Here is a 13,725-nt window from a genome sequence, read left to right as displayed (position 1 = left end):
TGCTGGGTCATGACTTCGACACCTCGTCCTTGGCCTGCTTGTCGTCGACGAGATGGAGCGCCGATGCGTCGGCCAGCATCGCGCCGCGATGGCCGCCAGCGCGCCGCGTCTCGCAATGGTGGCTGTCGGAGCAGACGAACATGCGCCCGCCGCGGTCGTCCGTGATGACTTCGTCGAGATAGGAATCGGTCGCGCCGCAGAGCCCGCAGGGCTCGTTCCAGCTCTGGATGCGGAAGGGATGGTCCTCGAAGTCGAGGCTGCGCACGCTGGTATAGGGCGGCACCGCATAGATGCGCTTCTCGCGGCCGGCTCCGAAGAGCTGGAGCGAGGGCGACATATGCATCTTGGGATTGTCGAATTTCGGGATCGGCGAGGGCGCCATCACGTAGCGGCCATTGACGTCGACCGGATAGTCATAGGTCGTCGTCACTTCGCCGAAGCGGGCGATATTCTCGTAGAGCTTGACCTGCATCAGCCCGTATTCGGCCCAGGCGTGCATCTTCCGGGTCTCGGCCTCGCGCGGCTCGAGCTTCCGCAGGGGTTCGGGCTGCGGCACCTGGTAGACCATGATCTGCCCGGCCTTGAGCGGCGCTTCCGGGATGCGGTGGCGGGTCTGGATGATGGTGGCCTCGTCCGTCGCCTCGGTCGTGTTCGCATCGGCCGTGCGCTCGAAGAAGCGGCGGATCGAGACGGCGTTGGTGGTGTCGTCCGCGCCCTGGTCGATGACCTTCAGCACATCGTCCGGGCCAATGATCGCGGCGGTGATCTGGATGCCGCCCGTGCCCCAGCCGCGCGCCAACGGCATTTCGCGTGAGCCGAACGGCACCTGATAGCCCGGCACCGCGACCGCCTTGAGCAGGGCGCGGCGGATCATCCGCTTGGTCTGCTCGTCGAGATAGGCATAATTATAAGCCGGCTTCGTATCTTCGCCGGAGACGATCTGATGCAGGGTCATTCCGCGGCCTCCGGCAGGGTGTCTTGCGTCTCTCGGACCTGGGTCTCTTGGGTCTCGTCCGCCAGGCGCTGCTCGCGCTCGCGGCGGATGCGGCGGATCAGTTCGAGCTCACCCTGGAAGTCGACATAATGCGGCAGCTTGAGATGCTCGACGAAGCCGGCCGCTTCGACATTGTCGGAGTGGTAGAGCACGAATTCGTCCTGCTGCGCGGGATACTCTGCCGCCTCGCCGAACTCGCGTGCCTTGAGTGCACGGTCGACCAGCGACATCGACATCGCCTTGCGCTCGGCATGGCCGAAGGCGAGGCCATAGCCGCGCGTGAACTGCGGCGGCACGTCCTTGGTGCCGTTGAACTGGTTGACCATCTGGCATTCGGTCAGCGTGATCTCGCCGAGATCGACGGCGAAGCCGAGTTCCTCGGGCACGAATTCGACGCTGACCTCGCCGACCCGGACCTCGCCGACGAAGGGATGCGAATTGCCGTATCCGCGCTGCACGGAATAGCCGAGGCCGAGCATGAAGCCCTCATCGCCGCGCGCCATGGCCTGGAGCCGGACATCACGGTCGGCGGGGAAGGAGACCGGCTCGCGGGTGAGGTCGAAGGGACGCGGATCGCCCTCGGGCGGCTCTTCGGCTTCCATCAGGCCTTCGGCACCGAGAATGTCGGGCACGCGCGGCATGGTGGCGTCGAGCGGGTCGGCCGCCGCCGCTGGTACTGCGACAGGCGAGGCGCCATCCATCAGCGCGAAATCGAACAGGCGGTGGGTGTAGTCATAGGTCGGGCCAAGCACCTGGCCACCCGGCAGATCCTTGTAGGTGGCGGATACGCGGCGGCGGATCGCCATCTGCGCCGTGTCGACCGGCTCCGACGAGCCGAAGCGCGGCAAGGTCGTGCGATAGGCCCGCATCAGGAAGGCGGCCTCGATCGCGTCGCCCTGCGCCTGCTTCAGCGCCAGCGCCGCGAGATCGGGATCGTAGAGCGAGCCTTCGTTCATGACGCGGGCGCAGGCGAGCCCCATCTGCTCGCGGATCTGCGCGACGGCCAATTCGGGCACGGCCTCGTTGCCGCGGCGGGCTTCCGCGATGAGATCATGTGTGGCGAGGATGGCGGCCTCGCCCCCCTTGACGGCGACATACATCAGCGGGCCTCCAGGATCTGCGTCGAGCGCGGCAGGCCGATGATCGCCTCGCCATGGCTGAGGATAAGGTCGATGCCGAGGGGGTAGCGCGCGGCATTGGCCGTGACCTCGGTCCAGAAGCCGGGGCGCAGTCCCTTCGGTGCAATCTCGTGGCTGTCAGCAATGCCCGGGCCGGCCAGCGTCACGGCGTCGCCACCTGCGAGGCTGGCGCATTGTACGATCACGCTGGTCGAGCGATCCGGAAACTGGTCGGTGCCGGGGCTGAAGGCGGACAGCGCCGGAGCGATATCGGTGCCGTTCAGCACGGCGAAGGCGGCTTCATCAGGGCTTTCGACCAATGTCGCGCCGCAATGGAAGCGCAGCCAGGCGCCGGCGGGGCCGGCCCGCAGATCGGCCGGCAGCCAGATCGGCGTCTCGTAATCGGCAAGGGTCAGCAGGGCGATGGCGGTTGCCGGTTCCAGTCCTGCCGGCGCAGCAAAGCCGGTTGCGACGTCCTGGACGAGACCTGGCTCCGACAAGGCGGCGAGCAGGGCGCGGAAGGCGGCCTGGGACTGGAAGACCGGGTCGGAAAGGCCGGCGCCAATGAGTGTGTCGTTCTGCATCACGCGCCCCGGACCAGAGTGAAGAAATCGACCTTGGTGGCTGCAGCCTTGCGGGAGGCGAGGGTGCGCGCCGCCTGCTGGCGATCTGCGAGTTCGGCGACGCCGCTGCGGAGCGGCCCAGCCTCGCCTTCGCCCTGCAACAGCCCGTCGATCACGGCTGCGAGCCGCGCCTTGCGGCCATCGCGACCGAGAGCGTAGGAAAAGCCCATGGTGCCGTCGCCGAGGCGCACGACGCAGCGCGTCACGGTGGCTTCGCCGAGGTTGAAGCGGCGTCCCGCGCCGCCGGCGCGGCCCTCGACCATGACGGTCCCGGTTTCGGGCGCCTTCAGCACGTCATGGTCGGGCAGGGCGCCGAGCCCGCCGGCGAGACTCTCGATCTCGGCGCGTGAGGCTCGGGCGAGGATTGCCAGCCATTGCTGTCGTGGAGTGGTCCCGCTCATCTCAGGTCGCTCTCTGGTCAGGGCCTAATGTCTAGACTACGATAAGGTCGTCACGGGGAAAGGTCTATACATTTTGGATGAAGCTTTGATGACGGATGCCCATGCAGCCAGCCAGGCCGGCGAAGCCGCCACGGCATGGCGGCGTATCGCGGACGAGATCGAAGCGGCGATCGGGCGCGGCGAATATGAGACGGGCGCCACATTGCCCTCTTCGCTCGCGCTGGCTGAGCGCTATGGCGTGCACCGGCATACGGTTCGCCAGGCCTTTCGGCATCTCGCCGATCGTGGGCTGGTCAGCGTCTCTCGCGGTCGCGGGACGCAGGTCACGGCGCCGCGCTTCCCCTATCGCATCGGCCGGCGCGTCAGCATGCGGACCAATTTTGGTGCGGCCGGCATCACCGTGGCAGGCTCGATCCTGGGCGCCGAGATCGTCAAGGGCGCGGCGGAAACCTGCGCGGCGCTGCGATTGGAGGACGGGGCGCCGCTCTGGCGGATCGAGACGCTGAGCCTTGCCGGTGGCGTGCCGGTGAGCACCGGCGTGCATCTCCTTTCGGCCGAGCGCTTCCCGGATTTCGACAAGATGCTGAGCCGAGCCGGCTCGTCGATCTCGGCAGCCTTCGCCGCCTGCGGCATCCCGGATTATGTGCGACTCTCGACACGGCTTTCGGCGCGGCTCGCCAGCGAGCGCGAGGCGTTGCTGCTCAGGATCGAGCCCGGCGCCGCGGTCATGCTCTCCGCGGCTGTCGACGCGCTGCCTGACCTGACCCCGATCCATCTGGTCGACGGCATCTTTGCCGGCGAGCGGATGGAAATGGTGGTCGAGCCGTTCACGGAGTGAGGGCAGCCGCTCGTGCTCCCGGCGAGGTGCGAATGGTCGGGGCAGGCCCGGGCCATATGACGAGCCTGTCCGTCAGATGRCCCTTTTGCCGATGATAGCGAAGCGCAGCTTGCTGGACAGGAAGTCGATCGCGGTCACGGCGGCAAGCACGAGCAGGATCAGGAACGAGACCTGTTGCCATTCCAGGGTGCGGATGGTCTCGGCGAGATAGAGGCCGATGCCGCCGGCGCCGACAATGCCGATGATGGTCGAGGAGCGGGTGTTCGACTCGATATAGTAGAGCACCTGGCTGGCGATGACCGGCAACACCTGCGGGATCAGGCCGAAGCGGATCTCGTGGAGCTTGCCGCCGCCGGAGGAGGTCACGCCCTCGACGGGCTTGCGGTCGGCGGATTCGATCGCTTCCGAATAGAGCTTGCCGAAGGCGCCGAGATCGCTGGTCATGATTGCGAGCATGCCGGCGAAGGGGCCGAGGCCTACGACATTGACCCAGATCAGGGCCCAGATCAGGGCATCGACGCCGCGCACGGTGTCGAGCGAGCGGCGCGCCAGGAAATGGATGACGCGGTTGGCGACGACGTTCTTGGCTGCGAGGAAGCCGAGCGGGAAGGCGAGGATCGCGGCGAGGATGGTGCCGAGAAAGGCGATGGCGATGGTCTCGAACAGCGCTTTCACGAAGATCACGGCGCGGGCCGCAGAGCCGGGATCCGGCGGCAGCATCAGCACGACGAATGTGCCGAGATTGCCGATGCCGGTGATGATCTTCCAGAACGAGACTTCCAGTGTGGTCAGGCCATAGAGGAAGAGGCCGAGCAGGGCGGCAACGACCGCGATGGTGGTCAGGCGTGTCTTCAGCGAGCCGTCGATGGCGCCTTGGTGGCGACGGACGAGATCGGCGCGCTCGGTGGCGGTGAGGACGAGGCTCATGAGCGGTGCTCCAGGTTGAGCAGGGCGTGGCGCAGGCGCTCGGTGCCGTAGTCGATCAGCATGACGGTGACGATGATCAGCAGCAGGATGGCGCTGACATCGGTGAAGTAGAACTTGCGGATGGCTTCGATCAGATCCTGGCCGATGCCGCCGGCCCCGACGAAGCCCATGATCGAGGCGCCGCGGACATTGATCTCGAAGCGCAGCAGCGCGTAGCTGGCGAAATTGGAAAGCACCTGCGGGACGACGGCAAAGCGGATCGTCTGCCACCAGCCCGCGCCTGTCGCGGTGAGGCCGTCGACCGGCTTCATGTCGATGTTCTCGACCACCTCGGAGAAGAGCTTGCCCATCGCACCCATGGTGTGGATCGCGATGGCGAGCACGCCCGGCAGCGGGCCGAGGCCGAAGGCGATGACGAAGATCAGCGCGAAGACGATCTCCGGCACGGTGCGGCAGAATTCGAGGAATCGGCGGGTGGCCCAGCGCAGCCAGCCGGCACGGCCGAGATTGGCGGCGGCGGAAAAGCAGAGCAGGAAGCCGCCGACGGCGCCCAGCACGGTGCCGACATAGGCAATCAACAGGGTTTGCCAGAGCAGTTTCAGCCAGCCGTTCAGGCCCCAGTACCATTCCTTGAGATCGGCACCGAGCGTGGCGAGGTGCAGGGTCGGCAGGGTCTCGAGGATGTATTTCGGGAAACGCCAGGCGTTTGCGGCGAATTTCGCGAGATCGACCTCCGAGCCGATCGCGGAGAGGGTGACGCAGGCGATGAAGATGGCGGCGCCGAGCAGGGCCTGGCGGCGCTTTGCGCCCATCTCGCGCCGATAGAGATCGGCATGGCCGCGAATGGCGGGGTCGTTGCGATCGATCGTCAGGGTCATGTTGGTTCCGTCGCGGGGTTCGCCAGTCGCGGCGGGACGCCACTCCGTCACGGCCGGGACATGCCCGGCCATGACGGTCGGCGGGTAAGCGCTTACGAAGACTTCTTCTTGCGGAGCGCGTCGACGAACTTGTTCAGTTCGATGATCGGGTCGTAGGCCTTGTTGTCGACCGCGACGAGCGGGCCCTGCTTGCCTTCATAGATCTTGTCGAAGGCGACCTTGTCCTTGGTGGCGAGGTTGAGGACGGCGTCGCGGATCGAGGCCTTGAGCGGCTCCGGCAGGTCGGAAAGATAGGCCATCGGCGAGTTCACGATCTGCTCGGACTTGTAGATGATCCGGAAATCGTCGGCCTTGACCATGTTCTTGCGGGCCATGCGCTGCAGGTTGGATTCCTGCTCGTCGTTCCACCAGTTGGCGGCGATGTCGACGGTGCCCTGGCCGAGCGCGATGACCGCGTTCTCGTGGCTGCCGGTATAGACGACCTTGCCGAAGAAGGTCTCGGGCTCGATCTTCATGCCGTCGAGCACGAAGCGCGGCACATTGTTGCCAGAGGTGGAATTGGGATCGACGAGGCCGAGATTCTTGCCCTTCAGGTCCTCGACCTTCTGATAGGGCGAGTCCTTCTTCACGTAGAAGACGGAGTGGTAGCCCTTGGTGCCGTCGAGATTGGTCTCGATCGCGAAGGCATCGACCTTGGCGCCGGTCATGCGGGCGCGGGCGAAGGAGGCGGGGCCGTACATGCCGATATGGATGTTGCCGGCGCGCTGGCCTTCGATGATCGCGGCATAGTCGTTGGCGATGCGCAGCGTCACCTTGGTGCCGAGTTCCTTCGCGAGGTAGTTGACGAAGGGGGTGTAGCGCTCGACGACGCCAGACGCGTTCTCGGACGGGATGATGGCGAAGATCAGCTCCGGATACTTGGCTTTCCAGTCCTGCGCGAAGGCGGGAGCGGCGAGCGTCGCGGCCAGGCCGGCGGCGGCGAGCGTGAGGGTATGACGACGGGTCAGCATGGTTTGCTCCTGTTGAAGGCTGTTGGTGGTCTTTTCAGGCGTGAGTGGTCCTGGCCGGGCTTGAACCCGGCTCAGGCTGCGGTCTGCTTGGCGCGCTTGGCTTCGGCGATGGCGATGGCATCGAGCGCGTCGAGCGCCTCGGCGCCGGCATCCTTGGCCTCGATGCCGTAGAGTTCGGCCGCGATCTCGCGGGTCAGCGCCTGCGGCACGTCGTCGAACACGACCTTGCCGGCGGCCATGCCGATCAGTCGGTCGCAATATTTCGCCGCGATATCGAGATCATGCAGATTGCAGATCACGGTGATGCCGTCCTCGCGATTAATGCGGAAGAGCGCATCCATCACGACCTGGGTGTTGCGCGGATCGAGCGAAGCGATCGGCTCGTCGGCAAGGATGACCTTCGGCTCCTGGACCAAGGCACGGGCGATCGCGACGCGCTGCTGCTGGCCGCCCGAAAGGGTCTCGGCGCGTTGGGCGAGCAGATGGCCCATGTCGAGACGCTCGAGTGCGGCGATGGCGCGGATCTTGTCGTCCGGCGAGAAGCTCTTCACCAACGTCAGGAAGGCCGAGCGGTGATTGAGCCGGCCAAGCAGGACATTGGTCAGCACGTCGAGGCGGCCGACGAGATTGAACTGCTGGAAGATCATCGCGGTGTCGCGACGCCAGGCGCGCAGTTCGGCGCCCTTCAATGCGGTGACATCGCGCTCGTCGCTGATCAGGCGGCCGGAACTCGGCTCCGCCAAGCGGTTGATCATGCGCAGCAGGGTCGACTTGCCTGCGCCGGAGCGGCCGATGACGCCGACCATTTCGCCCTTCGGGATCGACAGCGAGACATTGTCCACGGCGGCTTTGCCGCTGAAGCGCTTGGTCAGGCCTTCGATACGCAGCATGAACGGTCTTCCCATCGAGGAGCGAGCATGGCGACATCCGGACATGGGCGAGGCGCAGTCCGGAGCTCATGCTCTCTTGCAGTGCGCAAACCGGTATCGGCGACAGATGACAGGGCCGTGACAGCAGGATCGGGGGCTGTGGGGCGGGGCGTCACGGAGGCTGTTGACTCGTCTGAGGCGGCGGAGTCATAAAGAACAAAATAGGAACATTTGGAGTGCCAAGACGTGAGCGATCATGCCGTCGCCGCGCTGCGGCGAAGCATTGCCGGTTTGGAAAGCGTCTCCGTCTCGCTGGGCGAGGAGGCGAGCTTCAGCCTTGGCCACGCGGCGGCCGATGCGGCGCTGGGGCCGCTGCGCCGCCATGCCCTGCACGAGATCGTGGCTGCGGCGCATCAGGCTCCAGCGGCGACGGGCTTCGTCGCCGGGCTGATCGCGCGGCTGGAGCGGCGGCCGGTCGTCTGGCTGCGGCAGGATTCCGCCGGCGCGGAAGGGGGCGAACTCTATGCGCCGGGGCTTGCGGCGTTCGGGCTCGATCCCGACCGGGTGCTTGCGGTGCGGGGGCGCGATCCGCTTGCCGTGCTGAAGGCGGCGGGCGACGCCTTTCCGCGCGGCAATGACCCGCGCTCGGGTATCGGCGCGGTGGTGATCGAGCTCGAAGGTGCGCCGGCCTGCCTCGATCTCACGGCCAGCCGGCGTCTCGTCCTGGCGGCGCGGGATGCCGGCGCGACGGCTTTTCTCCTGCGGCTGGGAAGCAGTCCTGCTCCAAGCGCGGCGACGATCCGCTGGTCGGTTTCGGCGGCGCCTTCGGAGGGACGGATGAGAGCGCATGGGCCGGGCCGGCCGAATTTTGCGGTCACGGTGCTGCGCAACCGGCATGGGGCGACAGGGCAGTGGGTGATGGAGTGGGACAGTCATGCGTATAGCTTCCGCGAGCCGCTTCCTGTCGCTCTGGTTCCCGCGCCTGCCCATCGACCGGATCAGGCGCAGCCAGGGCGCATCCGTTCGGGCAATATCGCAGAGGCCTGGCCCGCAGCCCGGCGGGCCAGCGGATGATCCTGGTCCTCTTGTTGTGGTGGGCAAGGCGAAGGGCGCCTTCCGGCTGACGAGCCTCGATGCCGAAGCCGAACGTCTCGGCCTTCATGCGACCATGGCGCTGGCCGATGCGCGGGCGATGATCCCGCGGCTGGTCGTGGTCGAGGAGGACAGGGCGGCCGATGCGGCCCTGCTCTGCGCCGTTGCCGACTGGTGCGACCGCTATACACCGCTGGTCGCGCTCGATGGTGAGGATGGATTGCTGCTCGATATCTCGGGCTGCACCCATCTCTTTGGCGGCGAGGCCGCGCTTGGCCGCGACTGCCTGCTTCGGCTGAAACGACAGGGCTTTACGCTGCGCGCCGCCATTGCCGGGACGGCGCGCGCCGCCTGGGGTGTCGCGCGCTATGGGCGCGGCGGCATCGTGCCGCCGGACGGGGAGAGCGAGGCCCTGTGGCCCTTGCCGACCGCGGCGCTTGGACTGGAGGCGGCACGGCAGCACGGGCTCGCGCGCATGGGCCTCACCCATATCGCCGATCTGGAGACGCGGCCGCGCGCGCCGCTGGCCGCCCGTTTCGGCCGCGACCTGCTCGACAGGCTCGACCAGGCGCTCGGCCGCCTGCCGCAGGCGCTGTCCCCGCGACGACCGCTGCCGAACTGTATGGCGGAGCGGCGTTTTGCCGAGCCGCTGGCGCATGAGGCCGGTATCCGGGCCGCCCTGGCCGGCCTGGAGGAAAGTCTCGCCGGCATGCTAGAAGCGCGCGGCGAAGGCGCAAGACTGTTCGAGGCGAGCTTTTTCCGCAGTGACGGGGCCGTGCGCCGTCTCGGCATCGAGACCGGGATGCCGTTGCGCGATCCGGCTGCGCTCGACCGGCTCTTCGCCCTGAAGCTGGATGCCTTGGCGGACCCGCTCGATCCCGGCTTCGGCTTCGACCTGATCCGGCTCTCGGCCGGTGCGACCGAGCCTTTCGCCGTCGATCAGGGAACGCTCGCCGCCGCGGGGAAGGAGGAGCCCGACGAAGCCGCTGCCGAGCGGGCATTGACGGAGGTCGCCGATGCGATCGCGGCCCGGATCGGCCCGGATCGCGTGCGGCGTTTCCTGGCGCAGGACAGCCATGATCCCGAGCGCGCGGCGCTGGCGGTGCCCGCCCTGCGTCATGGCGAGCTGGCAAGGCTCGGCCTTTCCCCGGACTGGCCGGCGCCGAGCGCTGTCCCGGAACGGCCCCTCCGGCTGCTGTCGCGGCCTGAGCCGATCGAGGTCCTGGCCGAAATTCCGGACGGACCGCCGACGCGTTTCCGCTGGCGGCGCGTGCTGCATGAGGTCGCCAAGGCGGAGGGGCCGGAGCGGATCGCCGCCGAATGGTGGGCGACGACGGGCAGGATCGCGCCGACCCGCGACTATTTTCGCGTCGAAGAGCCGGGCGGGAGGCGCTTCTGGCTTTATCGCGACGGACTCTATGGCCGCGAGGCCGCGCATCCCCCCTGGTTCATGCACGGGCTTTTCGCGTGAGCGGGCTCAATGGCAATCGCCTGCTCGAGGCTGCCCCGGGAGGACCAGCCGTGCGCTATGCCGAACTCGCGGTCACCTCCAACTTCTCCTTCCTGCGCGGAGCCTCGAGTCCGGAGGAACTGGTTGGCCGGGCGGCCGAGCTCGACCTTGCCGGAATCGGGCTCGCCGACCGCAATTCTCTGGCCGGCGTGGTGCGGGCCCATGCGGCGATGCGCGAGGCGGGTATCGCCACAACGAAGCTGACATTCGCGGTCGGGGTCCGCCTCGTCCTGTCCGATGGCACGCCCGACCTGCTCGCCTATCCCCAGGATCGCGACGCCTATGGCAGGCTCTGCCGCCTGCTGACCCACGGCAAGATGAAGGTCGAGAAGAAGGGCGAATGCATCCTCACGCTCTCCGACCTGCGCGAATTCGCGGAGGGCATGCTGCTGATCCTGATGCCGGAACGGCGGCCGGAGAGCGAGATCGCTACGGCTCTCGCGAGCGTTTCCGAATTTGCGCGGGGTCGGCTCTGGCTGGGTATCGACATGCCGCATCGCGGCGACGACCGGCGCCGGGCCGATGCACTGGCGCTGCTCGCGGCCAGGGCGGGTGTGCCCTGCCTTGCCGTCAACGACGTGCTCTATCATGTGCCCGAGCGGCGGCCCTTGCAGGATGTCGTCAGCTGCATCCGCGAGCATGTCTCGATCGAGCGGGCCGGGCGCATGCTGGAGGCCCATGCCGAGCGCCATCTCAAATCGCCGCGCGAGATGGCCCACCTGTTCCGGCATGCGCCGGAGATGGTGGCGGAGACGGTGCGCTTCCTCGAACGCTGCCGGTTCTCGCTCGACCAGTTGCAATATGAGTATCCGGACGAGCCGGTGCCTCCCGGGAGCACTCCGCAGGAGCATCTGGAGCGTCTCGCCTGGGAAGGGGCGCACAGGCGCTATCCCGAGGGCGTCCCGAGCAAGGTACGCGACCTGCTGCACAAGGAATTCGCACTGATCGCGAAGCTCGATTACGCGCGCTACTTCCTGACGGTCCACGATATCGTGCGCTTCGCCCGTGCACAGGAGCCGCCGATCCTGTGCCAGGGCCGGGGCTCGGCCGCGAATTCGGCGGTCTGCTACTGCCTCTGGGTCACCGCGGTCGACCCGATGGAGGGCAATTCGCTCCTGGCCCGCTTTCTCTCCGAACAGCGCAAGGAGCCGCCCGATATCGATGTCGATTTCGAGCATGAGCGGCGCGAGGAGGTGATGCAGTATATCTATGAGCGCTATGGCCGGCTGCGCGCCGGCATCTGCGCGACGGTGATCTGCTATCGGCCGCGTAGCGCCATTCGCGAGGTCGGCAAGGCGCTCGGCCTGAGCGAGGATGTCACGGCCGCGCTCGCCAACACGGTCTGGGGCAGCTGGGGCGACGGCCTGCCGGAAAACCATGTCCGGCAGGCGGGGCTCGACCCCGCCAATCCGATGATCGCGCGCGCGGCCGCGCTGGCGACCGAACTGATCGGCTTTCCCCGCCATCTCTCGCAGCATGTCGGCGGCTTCGTGCTGACGCGCGGGCGGCTCGATGAATGCGTGCCGATCGGCTGGGGCGGCATGAAGGACCGCAGCTTCATCGAGTGGGACAAGGACGATATCGACGCGCTCAGGATGATGAAGGTCGATGTGCTCGCGCTCGGCATGCTGACCTGCATCCGCAAGGCGCTCGACCTGATCGCCCTGCACGGGGGCAAACGCTGGGAGCTGGCGACGATCCCACCCAAAGATGGCGAGGTCTACGACATGCTCTGCMRGGCCGAYKCGRTCGGSGTSTTCCAGGTSGAGAGCCGGGCGCAGATGAACATGCTGCCGCGACTGAGGCCGAAGGAATTCTACGATCTCGTCATCGAGGTCGCGATCGTCCGGCCGGGCCCGATCCAGGGCAATATGGTCCACCCCTATCTGCGGCGGCGGAAAAATCCGGATGAGGTCGTCTACCCCCGGCCCGCGCCGGAACATGGGCCCCCCGATGAGCTGGAACAGGTTCTGAAAAAGACGCTCGGCGTGCCGCTGTTCCAGGAGCAGGCCATGCGCATCGCCATCGAGGCGGCGAAGTTCACCGAGGATGAGGCCAATGGTCTGCGGCGTGCCATGGCGACCTTCCGCCATGTCGGCACGATCCAGAATTTCGAGGCGATGATGGTCGAGCGCATGGTCGCGCGCGGCTATGACCGCGCCTTCGCGTCCGCGTGTTTCAATCAGATCAAGGGCTTTGGCGAATACGGTTTTCCGGAGAGCCACGCGGCCTCCTTCGCCCTGCTGGTCTATGCCTCGGCCTGGCTCAAGCATCACCATCCCGCCGCTTTCACCGCAGCGCTACTGAACTCGCAGCCCATGGGTTTCTATGCGCCAGCGCAGATCATTCGCGCTGCGCAGGACAACAAGGTCGAGATCCGGCCAGCCGACATCAACCTGAGCGATCATGACAACACGCTGGAGCGACGCGAGGACGGCGCACTCGCGATGCGGCTCGGTCTGCGCCAGATCGACGGGATCTCGAAGGCTTTTGGCGAGGCGCTCGTGACGGCGCGCGAGCAGGGTTATGACAGCGTCGAGGCCCTGGCGCGGGGCGCCAGGTTGCCCATGCGTGCCCTCGTTGCGCTGGCCGATGCCGATGCCTTCGGTTCACTCGGGCTCAGCCGGCGCGAGGCGCTCTGGGAGGTGCGCAGGCTCCCGGATGACAGGCCACTGCCGCTTTTTGCGGCGAGCGAGAGCGCCGAACTCGCCCAGGAGCCCGAGACCCTGCTGCCGCGTATGCGGGACTCCGAACAGGTCATCGCGGATTACCAGCATCTGCGCCTGTCGCTGAAGGGACATCCGATGCAGTTCCTGCGTCCGCTTTTCGCACGTGAGCGGGCCCTGAGCTGCGAGCAGGTTCTGGCAGCATCTGATGGCACGCGCTGCCGGCTGGCGGGCATCATCACGGTGCGCCAGCGGCCGGGCAGTGCCAAGGGGGTGATGTTCATGACGCTGGAGGACGAGACCGGCATCGCCAATGCGGTGCTCTGGCCAAAGACCTTCGAGCGTTACCGCCGGCAGGCGATGGGTGCGCGACTTGTCCTGCTCGCCGGCCGGCTGCAACGCAGTCCGGAAGGCATCGTCCATCTCGTCGTCGACAGGATCGAGGATCGCTCGGAGGAACTGGCGCGGCTGGCCGACGGGCTGCTGCACCGCACCCTGGCGCGGGCCGACGAGGTGCAGCACCTGCAATCCGACAGCCGCCTGCCACCACGCCAGCACACTCACCCGCGCAATGTCAGGGTGCTGCCGCGCTCTCGCGACTTCCACTAAAGGCTTAATTCGGCCACAGACCCCCGAAATCTGCCGCCAGCAGCCCATTCCGGACTTGTTTCGTGTCTTGGTTCCGGTCTTGCATGCGAAAAAGCCGGTTGGTTCACTAAACCGTCGCGGCCGTCATGAAACCACACTTACGGATTTGTAATTTGAACTGCATCGTCCAGTCCCATAGGGCTTGCGACGA

Annotated in this window: 12 protein-coding genes; 4 read left to right on the top strand and 8 right to left on the bottom strand. The window is 66.9% G+C overall.

What is annotated here, in order from left to right:
• Positions 1-7: 7 nt before the first annotated feature.
• The 4 genes from AC1DW9_RS03475 to phnG are packed head-to-tail and all read right to left on the bottom strand — an operon-like array spanning position 8 to position 3,136.
• Positions 8-955: an alpha-D-ribose 1-methylphosphonate 5-phosphate C-P-lyase PhnJ gene (locus AC1DW9_RS03475; protein WP_476775573.1), complete on the bottom strand. Its 948-nt coding sequence runs from the start codon at positions 953-955 to the stop codon at positions 8-10.
• Complete coding sequence (locus AC1DW9_RS03470; RefSeq protein WP_441487991.1) at positions 952-2,094, bottom strand: carbon-phosphorus lyase complex subunit; 1,143 nt, start codon at positions 2,092-2,094, stop codon at positions 952-954. The genes AC1DW9_RS03475 and AC1DW9_RS03470 overlap by 4 nt, the downstream gene beginning before the upstream one ends.
• A complete protein-coding gene (phnH, locus tag AC1DW9_RS03465; RefSeq protein WP_441487992.1) occupies positions 2,094-2,696 on the bottom strand; it encodes a phosphonate C-P lyase system protein PhnH in 603 nt (200 codons plus the stop codon). Before phnH ends, AC1DW9_RS03470 begins: the two co-directional genes overlap by 1 nt.
• Positions 2,696-3,136: a phosphonate C-P lyase system protein PhnG gene (gene phnG, locus AC1DW9_RS03460; protein WP_441487993.1), complete on the bottom strand. Its 441-nt coding sequence runs from the start codon at positions 3,134-3,136 to the stop codon at positions 2,696-2,698. The genes phnH and phnG overlap by 1 nt, the downstream gene beginning before the upstream one ends.
• A gap of 88 nt (positions 3,137-3,224) precedes the next feature.
• Here phnG and phnF point away from each other — a divergent pair, with 88 nt between their 5' ends.
• Positions 3,225-3,974, top strand: coding sequence for a phosphonate metabolism transcriptional regulator PhnF (gene phnF / locus AC1DW9_RS03455; RefSeq protein ID WP_441487994.1), 750 nt, complete (start codon positions 3,225-3,227; stop codon positions 3,972-3,974).
• Positions 3,975-4,046: 72 nt separating this feature from the next.
• Here the strand turns inward: phnF and phnE (AC1DW9_RS03450) are convergent, their stop codons facing one another.
• The 4 genes from phnE (AC1DW9_RS03450) to phnC form a co-directional block, all read right to left on the bottom strand.
• Positions 4,047-4,901, bottom strand: coding sequence for a phosphonate ABC transporter, permease protein PhnE (gene phnE, locus AC1DW9_RS03450; RefSeq protein ID WP_476855029.1), 855 nt, complete (start codon positions 4,899-4,901; stop codon positions 4,047-4,049).
• Complete coding sequence (phnE, locus tag AC1DW9_RS03445) at positions 4,898-5,779, bottom strand: phosphonate ABC transporter, permease protein PhnE (protein WP_441487996.1); 882 nt, start codon at positions 5,777-5,779, stop codon at positions 4,898-4,900. The genes phnE (AC1DW9_RS03450) and phnE (AC1DW9_RS03445) overlap by 4 nt, the downstream gene beginning before the upstream one ends.
• A 92-nt stretch (positions 5,780-5,871) precedes the next feature.
• Positions 5,872-6,789 (bottom strand): phosphonate ABC transporter substrate-binding protein, encoded by a 918-nt coding sequence (gene phnD / locus AC1DW9_RS03440; protein WP_441487997.1) that lies wholly within the window; start codon positions 6,787-6,789, stop codon positions 5,872-5,874.
• A gap of 71 nt (positions 6,790-6,860) precedes the next feature.
• Positions 6,861-7,679, bottom strand: coding sequence for a phosphonate ABC transporter ATP-binding protein (gene phnC, locus AC1DW9_RS03435; protein ID WP_441487998.1), 819 nt, complete (start codon positions 7,677-7,679; stop codon positions 6,861-6,863).
• A 225-nt stretch (positions 7,680-7,904) separates the two neighbouring features.
• Between phnC and AC1DW9_RS03430 the strand changes: the two genes are divergently transcribed.
• From AC1DW9_RS03430 to AC1DW9_RS03420, 3 genes are read left to right on the top strand one after another with little or no spacing between them, the layout of a single operon-like run.
• Complete coding sequence (locus tag AC1DW9_RS03430) at positions 7,905-8,732, top strand: ImuA family protein (protein WP_441487999.1); 828 nt, start codon at positions 7,905-7,907, stop codon at positions 8,730-8,732.
• A gap of 16 nt (positions 8,733-8,748) precedes the next feature.
• A complete protein-coding gene (locus AC1DW9_RS03425; protein WP_476855032.1) occupies positions 8,749-10,221 on the top strand; it encodes a Y-family DNA polymerase in 1,473 nt (490 codons plus the stop codon).
• Positions 10,218-13,535 (top strand): error-prone DNA polymerase, encoded by a 3,318-nt coding sequence (locus AC1DW9_RS03420; RefSeq protein WP_476855028.1) that lies wholly within the window; start codon positions 10,218-10,220, stop codon positions 13,533-13,535. Before AC1DW9_RS03425 ends, AC1DW9_RS03420 begins: the two co-directional genes overlap by 4 nt.
• The last annotated feature ends 190 nt before the right edge of the window (positions 13,536-13,725 follow it).

Source organism: Allobosea sp. P4_E12 (assembly GCF_056401655.1).
The sequence above is the reverse complement of the archived record's forward strand: the minus strand, read 5'-3'. Positions and strand labels throughout refer to the sequence as shown.